Source organism: Vibrio sp. Vb0349, assembly GCF_033338975.1.
Genome location: NZ_JAWOTS010000001.1, coordinates 63,389 through 80,182 on the forward strand (window position 1 = coordinate 63,389; position 16,794 = coordinate 80,182).

Genomic DNA, 16,794 nt, shown 5'->3' on the forward strand with positions numbered 1-16,794 from the left:
CCTAAGTTTTTTATTTAGGTAAACAATGTAATGGCAAAGAAACAAAAAATAGCCAGCTTAGAGTTTGCACGTATCATTGCGATGCTTGCGATTGTGGGTTTGCATTGCCAGATGGCACTGACGTACTGGCAGTGGAATGGGATACCATGGGTTGGCTATATGCTCAACCAACTGGCTCGTTTTGCTGTTCCGCTGTTCTTTCTCATCTCGGGTTATCTAATCCAGCCGAAGTTGAGTCACTCACCTATCGATACTCTTAAGAACTACGCCAAACCGTTAATGAAGGTTTGGCTCATTTGGAGCATGATCTGTTTACTGATGCCATTCCAATGGCAGACGGTCGCTGAGGCAGGATATCTCGCCGAAAGGCAAGGTTATTGGGGGTACTTAATGTCAACCCCGATCAATTCACTCATCGAAGGCGGACTCGTTCATCTGTGGTTTATTCCGGCTCTGGTCATTGCCGTAGCGTTAATTGCCTTTCTCGTGCATATCAATATGGCGCAACTGATACTGCCAACCGCAGTATTGCTATACATATACGGGGTCTTTGCTGGCAGTTACGCGACCATTACCGACCTGCCAGCGCCTTTCTTTACTCGTAACGGGCCTTTTTTCAGCACGTTGCTAGTTGCTCTAGGTTATTTCGCACGAGAAGCGCAGTGGCGGTGGTCGAGAAACAATACGGTTCGATGCATTATTCTTGGCATGGCACTGCATTTTGGTGAAGCTTACTGGCTGATGCAACATGACATCGCTTTCAACTCGCACGACTTCCTATTCGGTACCGTTATCTGGGCTGTAGGTGTCTTTATGTGGCTTTTGGCTCACCCTCATTTTGGCGACATGCCTTGGGTCTTCAAACTATCTCCTAGCGTGTTAGGGATATATGTTAGCCATCTGCTTATCATAATTGTCATGATGAATGTCGCTGGATTTATCGGGCTGCAACACCTCGCGAAAGATGTGTTTATTTATCCTGCAACGATTGTTGCAACCATACTGCTTGTGAAAGCAATCGACGCTTCACCGTTGAAAAAATGGCTCCTACGCTAAATGCATTCAGCTCTAGATATAGCTAGCTTTAACTCAAAAGGGTTAGAGCTAGCCAGTTAAAAATGAGATTTCTCTCTCACTGACCAATTTTTGACTTTCTAATCCTTCAGAATTTGCTTTCACTCACAAAAAACATTGTTCATTTCCTTTAAATTGGCTCGACTATTACAACATTGCTCATTAAACGGAGGCTGTATGTGGGCAGGTCAAGGACTCGTTCCTTTTTTAGAGATTAGTCACTGGTTAACTTACGGTTTATATGCCGCTGCGGTTTTATTCGGCGCAGCAAGCATTGCGTCACTCAGAAAATAGTGGCGCACACTATCATTTCCTAACTCCTACTGTTAATTCGAGCTCTCTCACAACTAACTCATTCATTTGTGGCTAATATTTCTCCAACCAGACAAAGGAGAAATGTCTATGCCAATCTATCCAATTGTGGCTTTCTGCTGTTTGTTGTTCTCTAGCGCCACCTTTGCTGCATCAACCAATGAACTGAATCTTGTTAATTCTGGTGTCGGTTACGCGGCTCTGATTATCTTTTCGATCGCTTACATACTGGTTATGTTGGAAGAGTATCTGAAAATGAGAAAATCCAAGCCAGTGCTGCTCGCTGCAGGGTTAATTTGGATTCTGATTGGCTACACCTTTGCTCAGCACAACCAGCCTGAAATCGCCAAATCCGCACTAGAACACAACTTGTTGGAATATGCCGAGTTGCTGCTGTTTTTGCTCGTGGCGATGACTTACATCAACGCAATGGAAGAACGCAAACTCTTCGATGCCTTACAGGCGTGGATGGTTGGTAGAGGTTTTGGATTCAAAAAGTTGTTCTGGCTGACGGGGTTTCTCGCTTTTGTCATTTCACCGATTGCCGATAACTTAACTACGGCCCTTTTGATGTGCGCTGTAGTGATGAAAGTCTCTGGTGATAATCCTAAGTTCGTCAATCTTGCTTGTATCAACATTGTTATCGCAGCCAACGCTGGCGGTGCATTCAGCCCATTTGGTGATATTACAACCCTGATGGTGTGGCAGGCCGGTCATGTCAGCTTTGCTGAGTTCATTCCGTTGTTTGTACCGTCATTGGTGAACTACTTGGTTCCCGCATTTTTGATGTCACTTTTTGTTCCAAACACAAAACCGAATACGATTCACCAACACGTTGAGCTAAAACGCGGGGCAAGGCGTATTGTCGCGTTGTTCATTTTGACGATTGCCACCGCAGTCTCTTTCCATGCTGTGCTGCACTTCCCACCCGTTATGGGCATGATGATGGGCTTGGCGTACTTACAGTTTTTCGGATATTTTTTGCGCCAAACTCTCAAACACTCACTCGCAAAAAAAGCAGCTATGGCAATTGCCAATGGCGATGATCAGGCATTGAAGCGCTTAGGCTCAGTGGTTCCGTTTGATGTGTTTCATCGTGTGTCTCGAGCCGAATGGGACACCTTGTTGTTCTTCTACGGTGTTGTAATGTGTGTTGGCGGTTTAAGTTTACTTGGCTACCTCGAACTGGTTTCAAACGTCATGTACACGCAATGGAACCCAGTCTGGGCAAACGTAATGGTTGGTGTCCTATCTGCAATCGTCGATAACATTCCGGTTATGTTTGCTGTACTGACCATGGAACCAAGCATGTCGATGGGCAACTGGCTACTGGTCACATTAACCGCAGGTGTCGGGGGCAGTTTGCTTTCCATCGGATCCGCGGCAGGCGTCGCTTTAATGGGAGCCGCGCGTGGACAATACACCTTCTTTGGCCACCTAAAGTGGGCTCCCGTCATCGCCTTGGGTTATGCCGCCAGTATTGCGGTACACTTGTGGATGAATAGCGGTTTATTTACTTAAAAGCACCGACAATCAGGTGCTTAACTTGCAACACAACCTAGCGGTCGGATGGATGGTTAACGCCATCCATCACTTCAATCGCTCCCAACTCATATGGGTTGACGCCCTCTAAGCAGCCGACATTATAGCCATACTCACTCGGGTCAGAACGACGCTGATGGTGCGTATAAATACCGCACTCGCCACAGAAAAAGTGCTTCGCAGTGTGTGTATTAAATTGATACTGCTTCAAGACGTCTTCGCCTTGCATAATACGAATACCGTTCAAAGGTACAGATGCGACAATCGCGCCACGACGTCGACACATAGAACAGTCACACCGTCTCGGTTTCTCAATACCATTGGGTAACGCCAGTTCCAACTCAACTTTTCCACAGTGGCAACTCAGTCGATGTAATGTGTTGATTTGGGTATTGCCAACTTTCTTAATCATAACTTTTCCTTGTTGTTTTTCTATCTGTGTACATTATGTTAAACAGGTTAATCTCATCATAATCTCGTCCAAAAACTCGACATCCATCACTTTTCGCGACATTTTATTGGCCGATTTGTTAGTTGCTATTTTGGCGACTGTCTATCGCGTCCGTGAGACGTATTATCTCCGGCGCGGTTTTTAAACCAAGGAAATTAATTTATGGACAAAGATCATAGCCTAAGAGAGAACCTCTTGGCTCTGACGCTCGGCAGTGCGTTGGTGTCACTTGGGGTGATATTTTTTAGCAAAGTAGGATTGCTCACTGGCGGTACGGCTGGTTTGGCGATCTTCCTAACCAAAGTGAGTGACTTCAGTTTTGGTCAGATATTTTTCGCTCTTAACCTCCCTTTTTATATTTTATCTGTGATGCGCATGGGTTGGCGCTTCACTATCAATACCTTTATTGCGGTTTCGATTGTCTCTTTTGCGGTCGATCATCTGCATCATGTGATTGAGATTTCACGAATCGAACCTTTCTATGCGGCACTTTTGGGTGGTGGGCTGATTGGAATCGGTATGTTGGTAATTTTCCGTCACAAAATTAGTTTGGGTGGCTTTAACATTCTAGCGTTGTACCTTCAGGAACGTTTTGGAGTTCGAGCGGGTAAAGTTCAAATGGCGTTAGATTGTGCCATCGTGGTGATGTCACTGTTCATTGTAGATGTGCACCTTATCGCTCTATCTGTTCTAGGTGCCATCGCAACGAACTTGATTTTGGCGATGAACCATAAACCAGGACGATACCAAGCAAAAGCGCAAGCAGCATAATCATCGCTGCATAGTCAACAACCCTAAAGCCCCCAGCCAGTCGCTCGGGGCTTTTTCATTCAACGCTAAGATCACGTCAACGAGCTCGTTTTGCAGTGCTGCTGCATCTCTTCATCCAATTTAGCTTTATATTTCTGGCTAAGATGGAAGTGTACTTGCATCAACAAGTTATGTGCGTGGAACAGCTCAAACGCGTCGCTACCATTTTGCTGACAAATAGCCTCACAGCGCTCAGCATGCACTTTGGCTTCTTGCGGTTTATCCGCTTTAAGCAAGCTCATCGCTAAGCGATACTCTGCGCGCTCTTCTTGCATCCAACCCCCTGCCACTTTACAATAGTCTAGCGCGAGTGTCGCTGCTTCTAACATCTTCGATTTTTCCATGCACGTGCGCTCAGCCAGCGCTTCGTACTGACATGCTAAGTTGTTTGCAGTGATCGCGATAGCGCGCGCTAATGGCCCTTCTGCATCGTTCGGCGTCATTCCTAACGCTGCCTTCACCAACCATTGACTCGCCAGTTCAAGCTGAACAAGTGCAGAAAGTTCATTCGAAATCAAAGCGTAAACTCGGCGTTGTTCTTGCTCTTCCAATAATTCCATATTGTCAGTGCCATCTACGAAATAGCGCACAACGGCAATACTGCGTTGAAATGCCAAACTCTCGGCAACCTTGCGTTCATCAAAGTGCTCTAAACAAGTAAGAAACTGTTCTGGGCACTGGAGATGCCCAATAGCGGTATGCAGCATCAATGCGAATATTCGCTCGATTTGGGTAACGTCTTCCACCTCGCTCAGAGCCGTTTCTAGCTTAGCATAAACTTGTTCGGGATTTTCCTCGTGATGCTGCCAACACTCACTCATGAAGGCATCAAAATCCGTTTTGAAAGGCATGTCCTTATTGTCCTTCTTCTATTCGTATAACGATTATGAAACTCTACACTATCGTTACCCCTGTGTAGCACGCTTAATCCCAATACGAGAATCGCCTCACTTAAAGCGGTGTACCTTGCTCCAACGCGAGCAAACGTTGCTTGCGCTCCACTCCACCTGCATACCCAGTCAGTTTTCCGCTTTTGCCAATAACGCGATGACAAGGCACCACGATAGAAATCGGATTCTTCCCATTTGCTAACCCAACAGCACGCACAGCTTTAGGGTTACCTATCGCATTCGCGAGATCTTGATAGCTCCACGTTTCCCCATATGGAATGGTCGTTAGTGCCTGCCAAACTTGATTTTGAAAATCAGTGCCTGTCGCTGCAAGGGGCAAGTCGAATTCGTTGCGCAGACCAGCAAAGTATTCATCCAGTTGGGTGACAGCTTGGCGCAAAACCGGATGCTGCTCGTCTCGCACCCCCAGCTCACTCGGCTTAGTGGTGCATGTTTCAAACCAAATGCCAAGTAAGCCCTCAGCGTTCGATTGGATCGTCACCGTTCCTAGTGGACTCGGCATTTCGGTATAAAATGTTTTCATGATTGATTCCATAAGTGAAACGTCGCGTAGCTTCCCCAAGGGGCCGCAGTGTGCGTATTCAGTGATGGGTAACGCTGCATCGCCTTTTTCACCACTAAGTCTTTATCTAGAAAGCAATCGGGTTGAGATTGCCCTCGCAGTTGAGCATAACTGACGGTCCAAGGTCCAATGCCTTTCAAAGCTAGCCAGTGCTGGGGGTCAGCTTCTGAGTTGTCCTGCATAAACTGGGCGAAGCGCACTAGCGTTTCTTTACGGCTTTGCGGCATGCGCAAAAAGCTCACGTCGGCGTTCGCAATATCACTGGGAGTCGGGAAAAAACGTTTTTCTGACTCTCCACTAAGTGTGGCCACCAATAAGTTAAGTTGACCAATCGCCGCTTTAACCGACACCTGCTGGCCTAAAATCGCTCTAACCCCTGCTTCCCATGCATTCCATACACCAGGAATACGAATACCTTTACTCGACACGAGCCCAGGCGCGACATACTCCAAATGCTGCTCAACAGTACAAATATCAGCGTCAAGATCGAACATACGACGAATGTCAGACACCAAGTTTTGCAGCTTCGTTACGTCTTCAATTTCAAACGCCAGTTCTAAGTATCCTTCACCTTTTGTCGCTTTAAACCAGGCTTTGCTGTTATCCAAAAAAACGTTGCGCTGATAACTCTCATCACTCACCAGCTCAACCCCCTCAACCGCTCGCAAACGATAGAAGTCCAACATGTGCGACCAATTCAACTCACCTCGATAAGGTAAGGCAATTCGATTGCAACCCGCACCATCAAACTCTTTACGGCGTACTTGAGAAGGCGTTAGTTTGAGAAACTTTTGAAAAGCATCGTTAAAGCGGCGCGTACTGTTAAAACCTGATGCAAACCCCACGTCGGTGACCGACATAGAGCTGGAGTGAAGCAACTGTTTGGCGAACATTAGTTGCTGATATTGCGCATACTGCTTGGGTGACATACCTAGATACTGCTCAAACAACATACGTAAGTAACGGTCAGAAATCCCAACACGCTCAGCCAACTCAGACACCGAATGGTGATGCAACTCCCCTCTATCAATTAACGAAATCGCTCGTTGAAAGGTCGTCTCGACACCTTTCCATGCCCAAGATCCAGGCGCGCTGTCAGGTCGACAACGTAAACACGGACGGTACCCTGCTTGAAGGGCTTGCGTCTTATCAGCGAAATACTCAACATTTTCTTCTTTAGGCAAATTTGCCGGGCAAATCGGACGACAAAAGATTCCCGTTGTTTTTACCGCCACATAAAATCGCCCATCAAAACGGCTGTCTCGCGCGACTCGCGCCTTGTGACACTGCTCGAAGGTCAGTGAGGTATGAGGGTGAATAAACATAGTGCTTTCCTTGCTCATGCCTTTTGTCATTTATTGTTCATAGGCATCGTTCAATATAGTGTTATTGTAGCTTGCTTAAGTGCCCACAATTAGCCATTTTCGGAACTCAATATTGAGATTTATTGGCATTAGCGCTTTTGTACACTAAAGTTAGATCCAGAACATCACAACAACGTCGGCTAAAGGGAATTGGCATGGACTTACATACTTGCGTAATTGTATTAAGAAACCAAAAGGTTATTACCAGTAAATCCGTAGATCATTCTATTGGAATTATCGAACGAGACTCAGATAACGAGATCTCAGAAATTCAGATTAATGCGACGGATGGACGTAATATTCGGACTTATCACTACAACAATGTAGAGGAGTCATTAGAGAGCTTAATGAACCTCTGACGGTTTTCTTTAACACACCTTTCTCCCTTGTTAAAAGCGAAAGCAATAGAGCACAGTACATGTGCTCTTTTTTTGTTTAACAGCAAAAATGTTTATCGAAAATAATGACAGACCTTGATTTTAAACAGAAAATAACAGGCAAAAATAAACCCAAAAATACACTGCAAGATATTGATCTTAAATAATAAAAACCACTTATTCAATTTTTTAGAATGAGTTTATCAAAATCCTCCCGTTATTTTTATGCTCGCCTCTACCTAAACTGTTCTCAACAGCACGGAAGCACACGCTTCCCACTCATTGAAAAGAGTCAGAGGACAGAATCATGAAAGCACTATTACAGAAAATTACCACATCAAACGCAGGTTACAGCGCACTATCACTTCGCGTTCCAATCGGCATTATCTTTATGGCGCACGGCGCACAAAAACTGTTTGGCTGGTTTGGTGGCTACGGCCTAGAAGGCACAGGTCAGTGGATGGCATCTATCGGTTTAGGTCCTGGCGTACTCATGGCGTTACTTGCGGGCAGCGCAGAGTTCTTTGGCGGCTTGTTCATTTTACTTGGTCTGCTAACTCGACCAGCAGCGGTTGCTTTGGCGTTCACGATGGTGGTAGCGATATTCTCTGTCCACTTTGAGAATGGCCTGTTCATGGCAAACAACGGTTACGAGTTTGGCTTGGCATTACTGGCAGCGAGCATTTCTCTGGCGTTCTCTGGCGCAGGTAAAGCAGCGTTAGATAACTTTTTAAACAAAAAGCTCTCTTAAGGAGGCCTTATGATTACGGTAAGACATGCAGCAGACCGAGGTCGAGCAAACTTTGGCTGGCTTGATAGCAAACATACGTTTTCTTTTGGTAGCTACTACGATCCTCAACATATGGGCTTTTCTGAGCTGAGAGTCATTAATGACGATGTAGTCAAGCCTGGCGCGGGTTTTGATACACATGGCCACCGTGATATGGAGATCATCAGCTATGTGTTGGAAGGTGTTATCGCACACAAAGACAGTGAAGGTAACGTCAAAACACTACCTGCAGGTGAATTCCAACTCATGTCGGCAGGGAAAGGGATTTACCACAGTGAGTACAATGCATCGAACCAAGATACGCTGCGGTTTCTACAGATTTGGATTCAACCGAACACATTTGGAACCAAACCAGGTTATCAGCAAAAAGATTTTGGGCGCAATCCTGGGTTAACGACTATCGCAACTCCAACTGGAGAAAACGGCACGCTACTTATTAAGCAAGATGCGACTTTGCATCAGTTAATTCTTGAGCCAAGTAGCGAACTAAACTTTGAGATTGAGTCGGGCCGAAAGCTATTCATCCATCAAGTGACAGGCAGCCTTAGTGTCGACAATACCACTTTGACGGCTGGCGACGGCGCGAAGGTTGAACACCAGAGTAAGGTTGTTTTGCGCAATACATCAAACGAAAGCACAACAGCCCTGTTGTTTGACTTACCATAACTATCGATTCATCGAGATAAAAACAAAGCCGCCTTGATTTCTCAAGGCGGCTTTTTCGTTTTTCTGACTTTTCATTCAACGCTATTCGTCGGAAGTGCCAGAACCAATTTGCTGAAAACTGTAAGCGGTCAGTGGATCGATCTCTTTGACAATTTCTTCCACTTGCTTAATCGCGTCTACAGACGAGCTAGCTTTACGATAGCTCAAATAGATAGGGCGACACCAATCTTCTACTCCAGACACCTTGTGAAGCTGCCCATTAGCGATAAATGGCTCCACGAGAGAGATTGGTAAGTACGCGGCTCCACCCTTCTCTAAAATAAAGTCCAATGCGATACGCGCTGTTGAAGTGCGTAAATATGGAGCCGGAATCTTAGGGTGACGCTCAGAATGCTCTGAGGAGAAACGCGTCCCCCAGTCAACGTACACATATTTGTTTTCGAAAACGGTGTCTAAAGAATCTTTCTCAGTTGATACCAGAACGAGAACAACATCTGCCACTTTTTTACAGTTAAGCTCATCAGCTTTGATCTGATCGAACGCAAATGCCATATCTAACGTGCGCTCTAGCAAGCTACGACTGAGCATCTCACGTCCCATCACTTCTGCCATGAAGCCATAACCACCAAACGAATCTGTGACGACACTTAAACAATTCTGTAAATAAGCGTCCCAAATGTTTGGCGTGCCACCTAACGTTAGTTGCAGCGCTTTGCCATCTTCAAGCGATAATTCTAGCTTCGCTTGTTGCAATGTAGTGACCATTACCTCGGCATAGCTGATTAAGCGCTCACCTGCAGAGGTCAACTTTATGTTATTTCGATCACGAATAAACAATTGCGTATCGAAGTAACTTTCCAATTGTTTGATACGTGCGCTCACAGCGGCTTGGGTAATATAAAGGTTCTCAGCAGCACGTCCAAAGTGACGAACTCTTGCCAGCTCTAAAAATGTTCGAAAGACTTTTACATCCATAAACCATCTCCTGGTTAATATAAAACCAGATTAACAACTAATTAAAATCATGACGACAAAAAAGTTTTGTTTTTCTTTTGTTAGATTTAAGCCTAATTTTCGCCGTAAGTTCACTACATTCATCAATAACGGTTACAGAGGCTGTTGACATGTCTGACACTGAATTCCGTCATGGCAAAAAACGTTTTTACGATAACGTAAAATTCCCACGCGGCTTTGCAAAGTCTGGCGATTTTACTCTTTCAGAAGAGGAAATCCTAACAATTTATGGGGATACAATGCTTGGCTTAGAGTCAGGCGAATTAACACCTGAAAACAGCGAAGAGAAACACTTCATCAAGGTGTTAGAAAACCCGGGCAAAGCAAAAACAAAACTTGAGCGTACGTGGCTAAAGTACACCCAACTTGCTCGTGGTCGCAAGCGCTTCCATACGCTAAATGGTCGTAACAAGCCTGACGCCACAGAAGAATACATTGAAGAGAGTTTGGTTGAAGACGATTAATAACCAATAACCTAGTTCTAGCCTTTTTCTAGCAGTAGGCGAAAGCTCGTTTGACTTTACTGAGCGAGCAAGACAAGCTCATTTCTTCTCCTAAAGCCCAAGGGGGCATTCTCCCAAGGGCTTTTTTAATATTTGGGTGATGACCGTTTACTTGGCGAGCGTCGCAATCTTTTTCAGAAAGCTCTCTTTCAAATGCTCTTGGTCATATTCCAAGTGATAGGTGTTGTGGAAGCCAATTTTTAGCTCAACACCATTTCCTCTCAAGAAAACGTTGTACCCATCGTAGTCAGAAAACGCTTCTACACCTTCATACATTTTACCAAATTCGGTTGGCGTACCGTTGTTCATCACACATTCGTAAGCCTGTAGTACTTTGCTCGGATCTAACTCATTTTTCATACCGAATTCCTCACTGGTTTACACATTTCAATTATGGTTAAAGAATGAGCGCCATGCCATATCTAACCCATAATATTTGAAGTTCGTGTGCGATTTCGCACTCTGTAGGTTGTTAAAAAACAAGGTTAAGTGCGAAGGCAGAACTTAATTTAGATCATAAATTTTATCTATTGATTCGTCAGTTTCATAATGCAATTTCTTTGTAAAAAATCGTCTTATAAAAGCATTTAGATATAAAAATCGTCGACAAAACCAACATTGGTTAAAGAAAAAGCAAAATTTTGACCTAAAACAATAGCAGTTCGCCATTACTTATTTTATAATGCGAATTAATGTTTCAGTACATCGTCAATTCCAATAACTAGGGGCACAAAATGAGACTTATCCCGTTAACTCGAGCAGCACAAGTAGGTAAGTGGGCAGCTGCGCATATCGCTAAGCGTATCAACGACTTTAAACCTACTGCTGAGCGTCCATTCGTTCTGGGTCTACCAACTGGTGGCACTCCTCTAGCAACCTACAAAGCCTTAATCGAGCTTTACCAAGCCGGCGAAGTGAGCTTCAAAAACGTCGTGACTTTTAACATGGATGAGTACATTGGCATCCCTGCGGATCACCCAGAATCTTACCGCTCGTTCATGTACAACAACTTCTTTAATCACATTGATATTCAAGAAGAAAATATCAACCTACTGAACGGTAACACAGACGATCACGACGCAGAATGTAAGCGTTACGAAGACAAAATTAAGTCTTACGGCAAGATCAACCTGTTCATGGGCGGCGTGGGTAACGACGGTCACATCGCGTTCAACGAGCCAGCGTCATCTCTTTCTTCTCGTACTCGCATCAAGACCCTCACTGAAGACACTCGCATTGCGAACTCTCGCTTCTTTGACGGCGATATCAACCAAGTGCCTAAATACGCGCTGACTATCGGTGTTGGTACGCTTCTAGACTCAGAAGAAGTGATGATCTTGGTCACTGGCCATAACAAAGCTCAGGCACTTGAAGCAGCCGTGGAAGGTTGTGTAAACCACCTATGGACAGTTTCTGCTCTTCAACTTCACCCTAAAGCGGTGATCGTATGCGACGAACCAGCTCAACAAGAACTGAAAGTGAAGACAGTGAAGTACTTCTCTGAGCTAGAAGCAGAAAACATCAAAGGCTTTTAACCCATAGGATGGCAGCCTAGAAACACACTAAAAATACAAAACCCGTGTTGAACACGGGTTTTTTCTTATCTGAACAGCGGGCTTAAGTCGTCAATAAGCTTTAATACCAAACTGACGAAGACGCTTAGGAAGCACTTCATCCAACTTGTCTAGTTCACTCGGTTCGACTTCGATAAGATTGAAATGATGCTGCTCATAAACAGTACGAATGGTCTCACGGTCGGCCTGAGCCATCTCCCCATCGTCACTTCCCCAAAATTGCAAATAGACTTTGCCACCTGGCAAGTAAAAATCGCTAGTGACATCTTGGTCAATCGGCAACTGACGCTCATAAGCGTGCACAACACCAGCCAAGTACAGCCAGTTGTCGATGAGCAACTCCCCCTTAGAGCGCACGTAATGCCCATCTAATGTTCGGTGCTTGGCTTCAAATTTTTGGCGAAAGCTTGAGTACGATTTATCCGTAGAATGTGACTCCGCGTCTTGCCCTAAAAACTCAATGACAGACTGCTTAAGACGCTTGTTACGCAGCACCACATCGTGCCATACGACAAAGGTATTTTGTGTTTCTTTATCGGTTCTTTGCTGTCCACCAGCGCGCACACCAGCTTCAGTGACACTCCATCCCTCTTCGGATTTGGTCAACCAACCCAGTTCACTCAAAAGCTGATTCATGCGCTTCGCATTCAATTTCAGCTTTTCACCCAGTTGTGTCGCGCTCAATGTTTTCCCTGAGCTGGGAGTCAGCTCAATATGTAAGTTGGTCGGCCAGACGATGAACTGGCCAAATTTAGGGTGATCCACATACTCACCGCCAAACTTTGCCCCCTCTTCGGTCAAAATCCACTTTTCATCTTGGCGAACGATGTAGCCTGCACGTTTGAGATCGGCAAACAGCAGCTTAGCTTCTACCTTGCGCATTTTCGCTAATGCCGACGTCGATATTTTTTCAGACATGTGGGTACCTCATGCTGCTGCAAAATTGAACACTATGTCGTCATAGTAACGCATTGATTTCACGGCTTGAAGTCAGGCAAACAAGATTTCGTGTTACAAATAGCAAAGCCAGCGTATAGGTGCTGGCTTTGTTATTTCGGTAAAAAAGCGAATGTTATTTAATAAAAGCGATGCATCCTTGCAAAATCACTAAATTCACAATGTCGATGAAGAATGCACCGACAATTGGAACCACCATAAATGCTTGTGGTGATGGACCATATCGACTCACGATGGAGCCCATATTCATGACCGCAGTCGGTGTAGCACCTAACCCAAAACCGCAGTGTCCGCTAGCGATCACCGCCGCATCGTAGTTGCCTCCCATCATGCGGAATGTTACGTAGTAAGTGAACATCGCCAACACTACCGACTGAATAGCAAGAATAATAAGGAATGGGATCGCAAGATCGAAAATATTCCACAATTTCAAACTCATCAAGGCCATGGCAAGAAATAGAGATAGTGCAACCGTGCCAAGAATATCAACGGTTTCTAAATCAACCTTGCGCGCCTTCGTCACTTCCATGATGTTAGTGATAACAACACCAATAAACAGCGCATAAACAAAATCGGGAATCATTAACCACTTGATGTCAAAACTGCTTACCCAACTCTCCAGATACTTCGCGCCTGTCACGCAAAGTAGAATGATGGACAAGCTTTCAACGACTCTTTTCGCTGTGACACGATCTTCCTCATGTTCGTTGTACGTCACCAGTTCAGGGAAACTCTGATGACTTTGATTGGTGCGTCCGTATTCCGATTCCAAGTTGTGTTTGTTTAGTAGCTTTTGTGCAACAGGGCTGCCAATAATCCCGCCCATCACCAAGCCAAATGTAGCAGAAGCCATTGCCACCTCTAGAACATTATGCAAACCATACATTTCTTGAAAAGTTTGCGACCACGCAGCTCCAGTTCCATGTCCGCCAGAAAGCGTAATGGATCCGGCGATCAACCCCATGAGTGGATCTAACCCCAACGCTGTTGCTAAGGACACGCCGACCGCATTTTGGATAAGAATGTAGACCGATGCCACAACTAGGAAGATGAAAACCTTCGCACCGCCTTTAATCAGTTGGGTGTAATTTGCCGCTAAGCCAACGGTTGCAAAAAACATCAGCATAAAGACGTTTTGCAGTGGTAAATCAAAGGAAACATCCACACCGTTTAAGTGCATCGTCGTGATGACGCAAGCGACCACTAGACCACCAACAATTGGCTCTGGAATATTAAATTTTTTTAAGGTTGGTAACTTGGTATTGATGAACTGCCCTAAAAACAACACGCAAATTGCGACGAGGAACGACTCCTGTGGGCCGATAGATATTACCTGATTCATGAGACCTCTTTACTCTACTCTTTCTCATTCATTGAGCACGCGCTCAACGTGAGATAGGTGCCTAAGCCAGTCAGATTGCCTCTCGAAACTTTTGTTTTCTAGGCCTCTTTGACCATTGATTCTCATCAAGTAAGAAATAGGCAGACCTAAAATTATGCTAATTATCATTCAGTGAGAATATTCATTTAGAACAGGCGATAAGTGTATTGATGGGAAGAGAAAAACAACACTTCTCAACTTATGAGAAGCAATTAATTTCCATATAAAACAAAACCTCAAAACAACGACCACATAGGTGGATATTTAGAGCGAATAAGACAGGCGGATACACTAGGTTTTAAATTATTACTTTCTCTCTAACGCACTAGGTGTTATACATATATATAACACCATCTCAACCAAGAGATTCACTCATGACTAATTGGCATGATCGCCAACCGATATTTCGACAGTTGGCAGACCAGATCACGCAGCAAATACTGCAAGGTGTCTGGCAAGAAGGCGATGCTCTGCCCTCCGTCCGTAGCATCTCTGCAGATATGAAAATTAACCACCTCACCGTTATGAAAGGCTATCAATTGCTTGTTGATGACGGGCTAGTGGAGAAAAAACGCGGTCAAGGTATGTTTGTCGCTTCAGGAGCAAAGCTCAAATTACTCGCAGACGAGAAGGCACGTTTTCTTCAGCAACAAATTCCGCAGATAGCCGACACAATACAGCGTCTGGATATGTCACTCGACGAATTCATTCAACAACTAAAACCACACTTGAAAGGTGACCAATGAGCGCATTAGTCAGTGTAAACAACGTCTCCAAGCAATATCAGCAACAAGGAGAAGCACTGCATGAAGTGAGTTTCGACCTACATGCAGGACAAGTACTTGGCTTACTCGGCCATAATGGCGCAGGTAAATCAACGCTTATTAATGCCCTACTCGGTGCACATGAATATCAGGGCACTATTCGTATCAACGGATTTGAACCCATTATGCAACGCGACAAGATAATGCAGAGCTTATCCTACATCTCGGATGTCAACGTTCTGCCAGATTGGATGACCGTTGCTCAACTGCTTAACTATACCGAGGGCGTGCACCCAGGGTTCAATCGCGCCCAAGCAGATACGCTACTTCGTCAAACGGACATCAAACCTCGTGCGCGTATCAAATCTTTATCCAAAGGGATGAAGGTGCAATTACACCTCGCGATTGTGATCGCGACCAACACCCAAATCCTCATATTGGATGAACCGACACTCGGGTTAGATCTCGTGTATCGCGAGACGTTTTATCGTCACTTATTGGAATGGTTTCACGACGGCGAGCGCGTGTTGATCATCGCCAGTCATGAAGTATCAGAGATTGAGCACTTGCTGACAGATGTTCTGATTCTTAAGCATGGTCGCCCCGTTCTGCAAACCTCGATGGACAGTATCAGTGAAGACTATTTCATTCTTGAAGCCAACGACGAGCACCGCACACAAATTGAAGCGATGAACCCACTCTCGTCACAAAAAGGCCTCGGTTCAACGAAATGGTTACTCAAAGCCCAGTATGCCCAACAAGCAGAAACAATGGGCTCCATCCATGGGGTGAAGTTAGCGGATTTATTTTTAGCATTGCAGAAGGAGGCAGCGTAATGCGTTCAGTTGTCGCGATGTTGCAAAAAGAGTGGTTAGAAAACCCTCTTGTTTTACGTATTCCACTGTTTGTGTTGGCGTGTGGAGTTATTCTCTTTGTGAGTTTAATGAGTAACGACACTCTACAACACAATATGTTTTTCCAAATGAGCTTTGGTGGCGATGTCAGTGACATTCACAAAGAGCTTGGTGATGATGTCAATACGTTGATTACCGGAGGAGCAGGGCTGCTGTCTATCTTGTTAGCCGTTCAGTACTTCCCAAGAACGCTACGCAAAGAACGGGCGGAAGGCAGCATTATGTTTTGGCGCAGTATGCCTGTCAGTGACATAAAAACCCATTTAGTGAAGCTAGGATTTGGCTTATTGGTGATTCCGCTCGTCTGCTCGGTGCTCGTACTCGCTGCAAATTTAATGTTGTGGTTGCTGAACATCTCTACTGATCACCAATTGGCTTTATTGTACCGCCAAGCCTCGTTAGGTTACGTGCTGCTGCATTGGGGAGAGTTTTTAATCAGAATGTTTTTCGCCGGTATTCTGCTGTTACCGCTGGCATTAACTGCGATGGCTATTTCACAAAAAGTGAACTCACCACTGGTCATTTTGTTTATCGTCATTTATGCGCTGCGTTGGATGCCAATCGCCCTATTTGGCTATTACGGCCTAGATCAGTTCTTCTCCGAAGTGCTTTACCTTCCACTGCACGCCATTGCTGCACCAAGCCCATTTAATGCCATTCCTCAGGCGGGCTGGTTAAACGTTGGCATTTACGCTTTCATCGGCGTTCTTGGTTGGACAGCTAGCCTCAAGTTCAGCCGAACCATTCAATAATCCGTCGTCCGATAAACGGCCAAAATCGAGCCATAAAAAAACGGTCACAACCTGTGTTGTGACCGTTTTTATTTCG

General features: G+C 45.0%; 19 protein-coding genes. 11 read left to right on the forward strand and 8 right to left on the reverse strand.

Features of this window, described 5'->3' with window-relative positions:
• Positions 1-30: 30 nt before the first annotated feature.
• Complete coding sequence (locus R7Q47_RS00335) at positions 31-1,056, forward strand: acyltransferase (RefSeq protein WP_154204113.1); 1,026 nt, start codon at positions 31-33, stop codon at positions 1,054-1,056.
• A gap of 420 nt (positions 1,057-1,476) precedes the next feature.
• Positions 1,477-2,907, forward strand: a complete 1,431-nt coding sequence (gene nhaD / locus R7Q47_RS00340) for a sodium:proton antiporter NhaD (protein WP_154204112.1) — start codon at positions 1,477-1,479, stop codon at positions 2,905-2,907.
• A gap of 37 nt (positions 2,908-2,944) precedes the next feature.
• Here the strand turns inward: nhaD and R7Q47_RS00345 are convergent, their stop codons facing one another.
• Complete coding sequence (locus tag R7Q47_RS00345) at positions 2,945-3,340, reverse strand: GFA family protein (RefSeq protein WP_053308033.1); 396 nt, start codon at positions 3,338-3,340, stop codon at positions 2,945-2,947.
• Between the two features lie 201 nt (positions 3,341-3,541).
• On the opposite strand from R7Q47_RS00345, the gene R7Q47_RS00350 reads away from it, so the two are divergent.
• The gene (locus R7Q47_RS00350) at positions 3,542-4,150 is read left to right on the forward strand and encodes a YitT family protein (RefSeq protein ID WP_154204111.1); all 609 of its coding nucleotides are present in this window, start codon (positions 3,542-3,544) and stop codon (positions 4,148-4,150) included.
• Between the two features lie 71 nt (positions 4,151-4,221).
• On the opposite strand, the gene R7Q47_RS00355 is transcribed toward R7Q47_RS00350, so the two are convergent.
• The 3 genes from R7Q47_RS00355 to R7Q47_RS00365 all read right to left on the reverse strand — a co-directional run bounded on the left by R7Q47_RS00355 (position 4,222) and on the right by R7Q47_RS00365 (position 6,987).
• Complete coding sequence (locus tag R7Q47_RS00355) at positions 4,222-5,040, reverse strand: hypothetical protein (protein ID WP_154204110.1); 819 nt, start codon at positions 5,038-5,040, stop codon at positions 4,222-4,224.
• A gap of 100 nt (positions 5,041-5,140) precedes the next feature.
• The gene (locus R7Q47_RS00360) at positions 5,141-5,623 is read right to left on the reverse strand and encodes a methylated-DNA--[protein]-cysteine S-methyltransferase (RefSeq protein WP_005374431.1); all 483 of its coding nucleotides are present in this window, start codon (positions 5,621-5,623) and stop codon (positions 5,141-5,143) included.
• Complete coding sequence (locus R7Q47_RS00365) at positions 5,620-6,987, reverse strand: AlkA N-terminal domain-containing protein (protein ID WP_085569478.1); 1,368 nt, start codon at positions 6,985-6,987, stop codon at positions 5,620-5,622. The genes R7Q47_RS00360 and R7Q47_RS00365 overlap by 4 nt, the downstream gene beginning before the upstream one ends.
• A gap of 194 nt (positions 6,988-7,181) precedes the next feature.
• On the opposite strand from R7Q47_RS00365, the gene R7Q47_RS00370 reads away from it, so the two are divergent.
• The 3 genes from R7Q47_RS00370 to R7Q47_RS00380 all read left to right on the forward strand — a co-directional run bounded on the left by R7Q47_RS00370 (position 7,182) and on the right by R7Q47_RS00380 (position 8,859).
• Complete coding sequence (locus R7Q47_RS00370; RefSeq protein WP_017633816.1) at positions 7,182-7,385, forward strand: hypothetical protein; 204 nt, start codon at positions 7,182-7,184, stop codon at positions 7,383-7,385.
• Positions 7,386-7,710: 325 nt separating this feature from the next.
• Entirely contained in the window at positions 7,711-8,154 is a 444-nt protein-coding gene (locus tag R7Q47_RS00375) for a DoxX family protein (protein WP_182016061.1), read from the forward strand.
• A gap of 9 nt (positions 8,155-8,163) precedes the next feature.
• Entirely contained in the window at positions 8,164-8,859 is a 696-nt protein-coding gene (locus R7Q47_RS00380; protein WP_206946709.1) for a pirin family protein, read from the forward strand.
• A gap of 81 nt (positions 8,860-8,940) precedes the next feature.
• On the opposite strand, the gene R7Q47_RS00385 is transcribed toward R7Q47_RS00380, so the two are convergent.
• Entirely contained in the window at positions 8,941-9,834 is an 894-nt protein-coding gene (locus R7Q47_RS00385) for a LysR family transcriptional regulator (protein WP_005374436.1), read from the reverse strand.
• A 149-nt stretch (positions 9,835-9,983) separates the two neighbouring features.
• Here R7Q47_RS00385 and R7Q47_RS00390 point away from each other — a divergent pair, with 149 nt between their 5' ends.
• Positions 9,984-10,337: a DUF413 domain-containing protein gene (locus R7Q47_RS00390; protein ID WP_005374439.1), complete on the forward strand. Its 354-nt coding sequence runs from the start codon at positions 9,984-9,986 to the stop codon at positions 10,335-10,337.
• 147 nt (positions 10,338-10,484) lie between these two features.
• Here R7Q47_RS00390 and R7Q47_RS00395 read toward each other — a convergent pair whose 3' ends face one another.
• Positions 10,485-10,736 (reverse strand): DUF3081 domain-containing protein, encoded by a 252-nt coding sequence (locus R7Q47_RS00395; RefSeq protein WP_005374440.1) that lies wholly within the window; start codon positions 10,734-10,736, stop codon positions 10,485-10,487.
• A 374-nt stretch (positions 10,737-11,110) separates the two neighbouring features.
• On the opposite strand from R7Q47_RS00395, the gene nagB reads away from it, so the two are divergent.
• Positions 11,111-11,911, forward strand: coding sequence for a glucosamine-6-phosphate deaminase (nagB, locus tag R7Q47_RS00400; RefSeq protein ID WP_005374441.1), 801 nt, complete (start codon positions 11,111-11,113; stop codon positions 11,909-11,911).
• Positions 11,912-12,001: 90 nt separating this feature from the next.
• Here nagB and R7Q47_RS00405 read toward each other — a convergent pair whose 3' ends face one another.
• Both R7Q47_RS00405 and gltS read right to left on the reverse strand, forming a co-directional pair.
• Positions 12,002-12,868: a hypothetical protein gene (locus tag R7Q47_RS00405; protein WP_005374442.1), complete on the reverse strand. Its 867-nt coding sequence runs from the start codon at positions 12,866-12,868 to the stop codon at positions 12,002-12,004.
• A gap of 154 nt (positions 12,869-13,022) precedes the next feature.
• Complete coding sequence (gltS, locus tag R7Q47_RS00410) at positions 13,023-14,249, reverse strand: sodium/glutamate symporter (protein ID WP_248486055.1); 1,227 nt, start codon at positions 14,247-14,249, stop codon at positions 13,023-13,025.
• 413 nt (positions 14,250-14,662) lie between these two features.
• On the opposite strand from gltS, the gene R7Q47_RS00415 reads away from it, so the two are divergent.
• From R7Q47_RS00415 to R7Q47_RS00425, 3 genes are read left to right on the forward strand one after another with little or no spacing between them, the layout of a single operon-like run.
• Positions 14,663-15,034: a GntR family transcriptional regulator gene (locus tag R7Q47_RS00415; protein WP_005374444.1), complete on the forward strand. Its 372-nt coding sequence runs from the start codon at positions 14,663-14,665 to the stop codon at positions 15,032-15,034.
• The gene (locus tag R7Q47_RS00420; protein WP_005383221.1) at positions 15,031-15,888 is read left to right on the forward strand and encodes an ABC transporter ATP-binding protein; all 858 of its coding nucleotides are present in this window, start codon (positions 15,031-15,033) and stop codon (positions 15,886-15,888) included. The genes R7Q47_RS00415 and R7Q47_RS00420 overlap by 4 nt, the downstream gene beginning before the upstream one ends.
• Positions 15,888-16,718: a hypothetical protein gene (locus tag R7Q47_RS00425; protein WP_182016060.1), complete on the forward strand. Its 831-nt coding sequence runs from the start codon at positions 15,888-15,890 to the stop codon at positions 16,716-16,718. The genes R7Q47_RS00420 and R7Q47_RS00425 overlap by 1 nt, the downstream gene beginning before the upstream one ends.
• Positions 16,719-16,794: the final 76 nt, after the last annotated feature.

Bases quoted from the DNA above. Each gene is read 5' to 3' on its own strand.
- R7Q47_RS00370 (WP_017633816.1), top strand. From the start codon at position 7,182: ATGGACTTACATACTTGCGTAATTGTATTAAGAAACCAAAAGGTTATT.
- R7Q47_RS00345 (WP_053308033.1), bottom strand. From the start codon at position 3,340: ATGATTAAGAAAGTTGGCAATACCCAAATCAACACATTACATCGACTG.
- R7Q47_RS00415 (WP_005374444.1), top strand. From the start codon at position 14,663: ATGACTAATTGGCATGATCGCCAACCGATATTTCGACAGTTGGCAGAC.
- R7Q47_RS00365 (WP_085569478.1), bottom strand. From the start codon at position 6,987: ATGTTTATTCACCCTCATACCTCACTGACCTTCGAGCAGTGTCACAAG.
- gltS (WP_248486055.1), bottom strand. From the start codon at position 14,249: ATGAATCAGGTAATATCTATCGGCCCACAGGAGTCGTTCCTCGTCGCA.
- nhaD (WP_154204112.1), top strand. From the start codon at position 1,477: ATGCCAATCTATCCAATTGTGGCTTTCTGCTGTTTGTTGTTCTCTAGC.
- R7Q47_RS00350 (WP_154204111.1), top strand. From the start codon at position 3,542: ATGGACAAAGATCATAGCCTAAGAGAGAACCTCTTGGCTCTGACGCTC.
- nagB (WP_005374441.1), top strand. From the start codon at position 11,111: ATGAGACTTATCCCGTTAACTCGAGCAGCACAAGTAGGTAAGTGGGCA.
- R7Q47_RS00385 (WP_005374436.1), bottom strand. From the start codon at position 9,834: ATGGATGTAAAAGTCTTTCGAACATTTTTAGAGCTGGCAAGAGTTCGT.
- R7Q47_RS00375 (WP_182016061.1), top strand. From the start codon at position 7,711: ATGAAAGCACTATTACAGAAAATTACCACATCAAACGCAGGTTACAGC.
- R7Q47_RS00420 (WP_005383221.1), top strand. From the start codon at position 15,031: ATGAGCGCATTAGTCAGTGTAAACAACGTCTCCAAGCAATATCAGCAA.
- R7Q47_RS00355 (WP_154204110.1), bottom strand. From the start codon at position 5,040: ATGCCTTTCAAAACGGATTTTGATGCCTTCATGAGTGAGTGTTGGCAG.
- R7Q47_RS00405 (WP_005374442.1), bottom strand. From the start codon at position 12,868: ATGTCTGAAAAAATATCGACGTCGGCATTAGCGAAAATGCGCAAGGTA.
- R7Q47_RS00390 (WP_005374439.1), top strand. From the start codon at position 9,984: ATGTCTGACACTGAATTCCGTCATGGCAAAAAACGTTTTTACGATAAC.
- R7Q47_RS00425 (WP_182016060.1), top strand. From the start codon at position 15,888: ATGCGTTCAGTTGTCGCGATGTTGCAAAAAGAGTGGTTAGAAAACCCT.
- R7Q47_RS00395 (WP_005374440.1), bottom strand. From the start codon at position 10,736: ATGAAAAATGAGTTAGATCCGAGCAAAGTACTACAGGCTTACGAATGT.
- R7Q47_RS00360 (WP_005374431.1), bottom strand. From the start codon at position 5,623: ATGAAAACATTTTATACCGAAATGCCGAGTCCACTAGGAACGGTGACG.
- R7Q47_RS00335 (WP_154204113.1), top strand. From the start codon at position 31: ATGGCAAAGAAACAAAAAATAGCCAGCTTAGAGTTTGCACGTATCATT.
- R7Q47_RS00380 (WP_206946709.1), top strand. From the start codon at position 8,164: ATGATTACGGTAAGACATGCAGCAGACCGAGGTCGAGCAAACTTTGGC.